Raw genomic sequence first — 7758 nt, 5'->3', positions numbered from 1 at the left:
GTGCCCGCTCCCCCGTCGCCGCACCCCGCGGCGTCCCCGTACGCGCCCGGCCCCACCACCCACGCGCCCCACGTGCCGCCCGCACCGGCACAGCCGTATCCGGCGCCGCCGCAGGCCCCCCGGATCCCGCCACCGCCGGCTGTTCCCCCGCCGCCGCAGCAGGCGTGGGCGCCGCCGGCCGCGTCCCACGTGCCGGCCCCGCCGCAGAGCGCCCCGGCCCCGCCGGTCGCGCCGCCCGCCGCCGGGCACGGACGGGCCACCCCGTACGCCGCGCCGCCGCAGCGGATTCCACCGCCACCGACGATCCCGCCACCGCCGGTCGTGCCCGCGCCACCGGGACAGGGACGCGCCGCCGTACCCCCGCCTCCGGCGTCCACCGCCGCACAGGCGCGACCGCCACACACCCCGGCCCCGCCCGTGCCGCCGCCCCCGGTCGTGCCGCCGCCCTCCACCGCCACCCCGGTGCAGCCGCACGTGCCGTCGGCGCCCCTGCCACCGCCTCCGGTCGTCCCGGCGCAACGCCCCGGGCCGGCGTCGCCGCAGTCTCCGTGGGCACCGGCACCCTCGGCGGCCCAGCCGCCCGCCAGGCCGGGGCCGCCCACGGCTGCGCCGCAGGTCCCGCCGCGCCCCGCCGCGCCGGTGGCAGGGCGGGCGACTCCGGTCGTCCCGGCTCCGAGGACGATCCCGCCACCGCCGGCCCCGCCGATGACGCAGGCCCCGGCGTCGTCCGCGCCTGCCGTGACGGCGAGTACGGCACCGCCCGCCCCGCCGACCGGACGGCACGCGGCCGCTCCCGACGCCGCCACGCCGGAACCTGTGGCCGCTCCCCCGCGAGCCGCGCCACAGCCCACCACCTCCGCCGTGACCGGCGCGGAGCCCGCAGCACAGGCGAGGGCTGCGGCGCCTCGGCCGGATTCCGCCACGCCGCCGCGGCAGCGGGCCGCCGAGGAAGCCTCCCCGCCACCGGGGCCAGCGGCAGCGCCGCCCAACGGGGAGGCGCCACCGACCGCAGCGTCGTCAGCCGCCACCGGAACGCCGTCGACCGCCGGAGCGGCCAGGGCCGCGTCGTTCGCCGTCGCGCAGACTCGGCCAGGGTCGCCCGCCGTCGAGGCACCGTCGGCCGCCGGACCAGCCGCGGCGGCGGCGTCGGCAGCGTCGGCGGGACGGAGACCGGCCGGCGAGCCAGCCGTGGCGGCGTCGTCCGCAGCTCGCACGCCGGCCCCCGCGCCAGCCGTGGCAGCCGGCGAGCCGCCGCTGCCAGCCGGGCGCCCCGCCGCGGACCCGCGCTCATCAACTCCGGATGCGGCCACCGGCGCGCGGCCGGGGGCACCGGATGCGGCGACTGGAGCACGGTCGGCGGCACCGGAGCGTCCGGCGGGGCCGGCACCCGGGTGGGCCAAGCCGACCATCCAGGTCAAGCAGATCGAGCCGCTGCTCGCCGAGGAGCTCGCCCGCGCCGCCGGTACGCCCGCCGGACCGGACGCTGCCGACGCCGCGCCGGGCACGGTGGCCGATCCGGCGAGCCCCGCGCGACCGTCCGAGACGCCGTCGCCCGGCACGCCACCCGCGGCGGCACACGCCGCCGCGCCGGCACCGCTTCGCCCCACGCCGGTCAGCGCACCCCCGACGTCCCCCGTCAGCGCGCCGCCCGCGCACTGGACGAGCAGCCCACCCGTGAGCGCGCCACCGACGCCCTTCAGCACGCCACCCAGGGGCGTCGGTTCCCCGCCGGCAGCCGCGATCCCGGCCCCACCGATGATCCCGCCCCCGCCGGTGATCCCGCCGCCACCGGTGGTCCCACCGCCGGTCAGCGGGCCGCCGCACCAGCCCCCGCAGTTCAACGCGCCGCCGCAGCGTCCGCAGCCGGTGAGCGCGCCACCCGGGATCCAGCCGCCGGTGAGCGCCCCGCCCGGGGTCCAGCCGCCGGTGAGCGCGCCGCCGTGGGGCATGTCCGCGCCGCCGTGGAGCAGCACGGCTCCCCCGCAGGCGCTGACGGGCCCGACGCCCGACGACGACGCCGACCAGCTGGACGTCGAGGACGAGCTGGAGCGGGCGGATTCGGAACGGGAGGAGGCGGCGCAGGCGGAGCCGGAGCAGGAGCAGGAGCAGGAGAGGGTCGACGACCTGCCGCCGGCGTACCTCGACATCGACGAGACCTTCCCGATGAAGGCGCAGCCCGTGCGGGCCGGGGCGGCTGCGGGCCGCCCCGCCCAGCAGCAGGCACCGGCCTTCCCGCCACCGCCGGCGTACCCGATGATGGCGGAGCCCGAGGAGGGCGGCCGGAACCGGACGGCGATCATCGTCGCGGTGGTCGTCGCGGTCCTGGCCGTCGCGGCGCTCGTCGGCGTGGGCGTGCTGATGCTCAACCGGGACGCGGCGCCGCCGGCGGGACCCGCCTCGCCGGTGGCCGCCGCGCCGTCCGCGTCGACGGTCGCTGGTCCCCCGCCGGGCGGGCTGACGCTCAAGGACGACGCGGCGACGATCACCCTGAACTGGACGGACCCGGCGGGCGGCGGGGTGCCGTTCATGGTGGCCGGCGGCCGGACCGGCAAGGCGCTGGGCGTGATGGCCACGGTGGACCCGGGCCAGACCAGCTACACGGTCAACGGGCTCAACTCACAGGTGGACTACTGCTTCACCGTACTGGCGGTCTACTCGACGGACTCGTTCGCCACCTCCGGGCAGGTCTGCACGGAACGGGAGGGCGACACGCCGTCGAGCTGACCGTCCACCTCGGCGCGGCGCACACGCTCGGTGTCCACAGGGGGACGGTGCGGGTTCCCCCGCCCCCGGCCGGGCCATATGATGGCACCCGGCTCAGGGGAGGGTCGCCGGACAGGGCGCGCCACCTGCCAGGGACGACAGGGGAGGCAGCCGGTAGTGGCCACCATCGACGAGGCCGGGCACGCCGGCACCGGTCCCCCGCGTCGCCGGCCCCGCCGGATGCGCGGCGGGGTCGTCACCATCGCGACGGTGGCCGCGCTGCTGGCCGCCATGGGGCTCACCATCCACGGGCTCGGCGCGGCGGACAACGCGGTGGCGAGCCACGACGCGAGTTCCTGGCTGTGGAGCGCCGCGCGCAGCGAGCTGGCCCGCGTCAACGGGATCACCGCACGGGTCGACACCCGGGTCGGGGTCCCGGGCGCCCGCCGGCACCCGATGCAGGTCACCCAGACCGACCGGCTGCTGGTCCTGCGGGACCTGAACACCGGTCAGGTCAGCTCGCTGGACCTGGCCACCCTCCAGATCACCGCGACCACCCGGACGACCCCGGGGCTGGGCGTCAACGTCGCCCTGCACGAGGACGCGGCGTTCGTCGTCGACGCCGTGCAGGGCGTCGTCCGGCAGCTCGACCCCCGGTCGCTGACCCCGGTCGGCGAGCCGGTGCGCTACCCGCCGGGCATCACCGGCGGTTCCTTCGACGGCGAGGGGCGCCTCTGGATCGCGGTGCCCAGCGAGGGCACCGTCTCGGCGGTCACCGCCGCGCCGCTTCCCTCCGCGCCCGCGTCGGCGGCGCCCGCCGGAGCCGGCCTCAGCCCGAAGAAGGTCGAGACGTACGACGTCGCGGACGCCAGCCACGACCTGGTCGTCTCCACGCTGGACGACGGCGTCGCGGTGCTCGACCGCACCGCCGGGGCGCTCGTGACCGTGCAGCGCGGCGAGGTCCGCACCACGCCGCTGACGATGACCACGCCGGGCGCGCTGCCGGCGCGGACCAGCGGGCCGGACGTGCCCGTGACGGTGCCCGGCGAGCGGCGGGTGCACGTGGTCGACGACGCTGGGGCGGTGCGGGCGTTCACCGTGCCGGGCACGGGCGACCAGCTCAGCCCGGCCGTGGCGTGGGCCGGCCGCTACTACTGCGCCGACGAGGCGTCCGGCACGGTCTACGCCTTCGACTCCGCCGGCCAGCTCGTCGACACCATCCGGGGCCGGGGCACCGGGCCGCTGGAGCTGGAGGTGCGGGAGAACCACCTGTTCATCAACGCTCCCGACTCGGCCACCGCCCAGGTGGTGGACGACAGGCACCAGGTCCGCGAGGTCGACAAGTACGCCAACGACGTGCTCGGCGGCGACCCGCCGCCCGCTCCCCCACCGCCGCCCCCGCCGAAGAAGCCCAGGGTGGGCAAGCCGGGCGCGCCGCGCGGCGTCACCGCCGCCGCCGGCAACGCGCAGGCCCGGGTGAGCTGGCGACCGGCCCCGGCCAACGGGGCGGAGATCGTCCGGTACGTGGTGCAGGGCGCCGGCCAGCGCGTGGAGGTGGGCGCCAACCAGCGGGCCGTCGAGATCAAGGGCCTGACCAACGGCGAGACGTACCGGTTCTCGGTGCACGCGGTCAACGCGAAGGGCGACGGTCCCGCGCGTACCAGCAACCCGGTGACGCCGACGGCCGCGGTGCCGGACCCGCCGTCGGGCGTCACCGCCAAGGAGCGCCCGGACGGCACGGTGCTGGTGACGTGGCCGGCGGCGAACGGGCAGGGCAACACGATCGCGAAGTACGTGGTCACGGCCACGTCGGCGGGCACCAACGCCCCGGCCGGCGAGTCCCGCAGGACCGAGCTGGTGGTGCCGGCGGGCGAGCTGGAGTACGGCACGCAGTACGCGTTCACGGTGGTGGCGGTCAACGACCGGGGCGCCGGCTCGGCGGCCTCGCCGGTGAGCAACACGGTCGTGCCGTACGCGCCGCCGGAGCGACCGACCGAGCTACGACCGACCACGGTGGCCGATCGGCCGGGCACCGTCGCGGTGCAGTGGGCGCCGGCGGTGGCGAACGGCCGCCCGGTGACGAAGTACCTCGTGGACGTGGGTGGGCGCAGCAGCGAGGTGACCGACACCCGGGCCACGGTGGACGGGCTGGGCGACGGTCAGAACGTCCTTGTGAAGGTGCGGGCGGTCAACGAGGCCGGCCCCGGCCCGGAGGCCACCGCCACGGCCCGCACGGTGGCCGAGCCCCGCGTCACCGTGACCGGCTCCTCGGCCAACGCCACCTCGGCGACGGTGACGTTCACCGTGGACGCCGGCGGCGGCAAGGCGACCTGCTCGTTGAGCACCAGCGGCGAGCCGGCGAAGCCCGGGAACTGCTCCAGCATCACGATGACGGGCCTGACCCCCGGCACGAAGTACACCTTCACCGTCACGGCGAGCAACGCCGCCGGCAAGGGCACCGCCACCCGCGCCCAGGCCACGGGCGCCCTGTACGGGATCGCGACCTGCCGCAACGGCTCCTCCGGCGAGGAGGCCCGCTACTGCACCCGGGAGATCCCCGGCGAGCGCAACGGCAACGAGATCTTCAGGGTCACCCGGCAGGACGACGACCAGCAGGCCGGCTGGGTCGCGAACGGCACCCGACTCAAGGCCTACTGCAAGAAGCAGGGCGAAGAGGTCTACGCCTACATCTACAACAACGAGAAGCGCAGCACCTGGTGGGTGCAGGTCGACTACGAGGGACGCACCTACATCCCCTGGGCCTGGCTCAACCTGGAGGGCGGCGACGACATCAAGGTCCTGCCCACCTGCTGACCACCCAGGCAAGGAGCACCACCGCGTGAACACCCCAGAACCGCTCACCCAGCCGGAGGTGCAGGGCTTCGCCGCCCTCGCCGCCCGGCTGGCCGAGAACGTCAACGCGGTGGTGCTGGGCAAGCCGCAGGTGGTCCGGCTGGCGCTGACCGCCCTCTTCGCCCAGGGGCACGTGCTGCTGGAGGACGTGCCGGGGGTCGGCAAGACCACCCTGGCCCGGGCCATCGCGGCGACCGTCAAGGGGCAGTGGCGGCGCATCCAGTTCACCCCCGACCTGCTCCCCTCCGACGTGTCCGGGGTGACGATCTTCAACCAGGCCACCCGGGGCTTCGAGTTCCACCCGGGACCGGTGTTCGCCAACATCGTCATCGCCGACGAGATCAACCGGGCGTCGCCGAAGACCCAGTCGGCGCTGCTGGAGGTGATGGAGGAGCGCACCGTCACCGTCGACGGGGTCCGGCATCCGGTGCCGCAGCCGTTCCTGGTGGTGGCCACCCAGAACCCGGTGGAGATGGACGGCACGTACCGGCTGCCCGAGGCTCAGCTCGACCGGTTCCTCGTGAAGCTCTCCGTCGGCTACCCCGACGAGGCGGTCGAGGTGGAGGTGCTGCGCGGGGCGACGGTCCGCTCCCCGGAGGCGCTGACGGCGGTCACCGACACGGCCACCGTCGGGGAGATGGTCCGGATGGCCCGCCGGGTGCACATCGCCGAGCCGCTCTACGCGTACGCGGTGCGGCTGGCCGCGGCCACCCGCACCCACCCGCAGGTGCGGGTCGGGGTCAGTCCCCGGGGCGTGATCGCGCTGACCAGGGCGGCGTGCGCGTACGCGCTGATCGACGGGCGGGGCTGGATCATGCCGGAGGACCTGAAGACCCTGGCCGAGCCGGTCTTCGCGCACCGGCTGCTGCTCACCCCCGACGCGCAGGTGCGCGGGGTGACCGCCGCCGAGGTGCTGCGCCAGGCGGTCGCCTCGGTGCCGGTGCCGCTCCCCTCGGGCCAGCCGGCCCCGGTCCAGGGCTGACCGGCGACGCCGGTGTCCGCGCTCACCGCCCGCTGTGTCGGGCTGCTCGTCGCCGCCGTCGTGCTGCTCGGCGCCGGCTTCCGCTTCGCGTACCCGGAGCTGACGCTGCTCGGGGCGGCGGCCGGCACCGCCGTCGGCTACGCCGTGCTGACCGCGGCCTGGCGGCCCCGCCTGGAGGTGACCCGCAGCGCGGACCCGGACCGGGTGGCGCGGGGCGAGCCGGCGGCGATGACCCTGACCGTGCGCAACGCCGGGCGGCTGCGGGCGGCGAGCCTGGTGGCCGAGGACCGGTGCGGGGACCGCGCGGTCCCGGTGCCGCTGCTGCGGCTGCGGCCGGGCCGGGACACCACGGTCCGCTACGAGGTGCCGACCGCCCGGCGGGGGGTGGTGCCGGTGGGGCCGCTGCGGGTGACCCGGCGCGACCCGCTGGGCCTGGTGGCGCTGGCCCGCCCGTACGGCGGCACGGTGCCGGTCTGGGTGCACCCGCGCGTCCACCCGCTGAACGCCGTGCCCACGGGCGCGGGGCGCAGCCTCGACGGCCGGGTGGACAAGGTGCCGCACGGGTCGATCACCTTCGACTCGCTGCGCGAGTACGTGGTCGGTGACGAGCTGCGCCGGGTGCACTGGCGTACCAGCGCCCGGGTGGGCGAGCTGATGGTGCGGGAGAACGTGGACACCAGCCTGCCCCGGATCGTGGTGCTGCTGGACAACCGGGCGGGCGCCCATCCGCAGCGCCTCGACGGGGTGGCCGAGTCGTTCGAGTCGGCGTGCGAGGCCGCCGCCTCGGTGCTCGTCGCCGCGTACCGCGAGGCTCTGCCGGTGGTGCTGCTGCTGGTCGTCCCGGAGCCGGCCGGCACCCCGGCGGGGGGCGGCGACGCGGCGGGGCACGGGCCGCTGGACCGGCTCGCGGCGGCGGGGCTCGCCGACGGGGGTGACCTTCAGCCCGCCGCCACCCGGCTGCGGCGGGAGCGGCTCGGCGACACGCTGGTCTTCCTCACCGGGCCGGGTGGCCGGGACGACCTGGGGACGGTGGGCGCGCTGCGGGCCGCGTACCCGTCGGTGGTGGCGGGGGTCTTCGGGGCGACGGAGCCGGCGCCGTCGGGCGCGGCCGGCCTGGTGGTGATCGACGCCGCGGACGGGGCGGCCTTCGCCGCCGAGTGGGACGGGGTGCGCAGGTGGTGACGGTGGCCGGCGGCGCGGCGGCCAGCGGGGTCGGCGCC

At 77.2% G+C, this 7758-nt stretch carries 4 protein-coding genes and 1 pseudogene; 4 read left to right on the top strand and 1 reads right to left on the bottom strand.

Translation table 11 applies throughout. The features are described from left to right. Positions 1-260: pseudogene (locus AB0G13_RS33205) on the bottom strand (hypothetical protein); the annotation flags it as partial. Positions 261-1866: 1606 nt separating this feature from the next. Between AB0G13_RS33205 and AB0G13_RS33200 the strand changes: the two are divergent. The 4 genes from AB0G13_RS33200 to AB0G13_RS33185 all read left to right on the top strand — a co-directional run bounded on the left by AB0G13_RS33200 (position 1867) and on the right by AB0G13_RS33185 (position 7720). After that, a complete protein-coding gene (locus AB0G13_RS33200; RefSeq protein WP_357883183.1) occupies positions 1867-2724 on the top strand; it encodes a hypothetical protein in 858 nt (285 codons plus the stop codon). Positions 2725-2943: 219 nt separating this feature from the next. Beyond that, positions 2944-5517, top strand: a complete 2574-nt coding sequence (locus AB0G13_RS33195) for a fibronectin type III domain-containing protein (RefSeq protein WP_357883186.1) — start codon at positions 2944-2946, stop codon at positions 5515-5517. A 25-nt stretch (positions 5518-5542) separates the two neighbouring features. Next, positions 5543-6538 (top strand): MoxR family ATPase, encoded by a 996-nt coding sequence (locus AB0G13_RS33190; protein ID WP_121400830.1) that lies wholly within the window; start codon positions 5543-5545, stop codon positions 6536-6538. A gap of 12 nt (positions 6539-6550) precedes the next feature. After that, positions 6551-7720, top strand: coding sequence for a DUF58 domain-containing protein (locus AB0G13_RS33185; RefSeq protein ID WP_357883179.1), 1170 nt, complete (start codon positions 6551-6553; stop codon positions 7718-7720). Positions 7721-7758: the final 38 nt, after the last annotated feature.

Source organism: Micromonospora sp. NPDC023633 (genome assembly GCF_040640035.1).
GTDB lineage: Bacteria > Actinomycetota > Actinomycetes > Mycobacteriales > Micromonosporaceae > Micromonospora.
The sequence above is the reverse complement of the archived record's forward strand: the minus strand, read 5'-3'. Positions and strand labels throughout refer to the sequence as shown.

Bases quoted from the DNA above. Each gene is read 5' to 3' on its own strand.
- AB0G13_RS33195 (WP_357883186.1), top strand. From the start codon at position 2,944: ATGCGCGGCGGGGTCGTCACCATCGCGACGGTGGCCGCGCTGCTGGCC.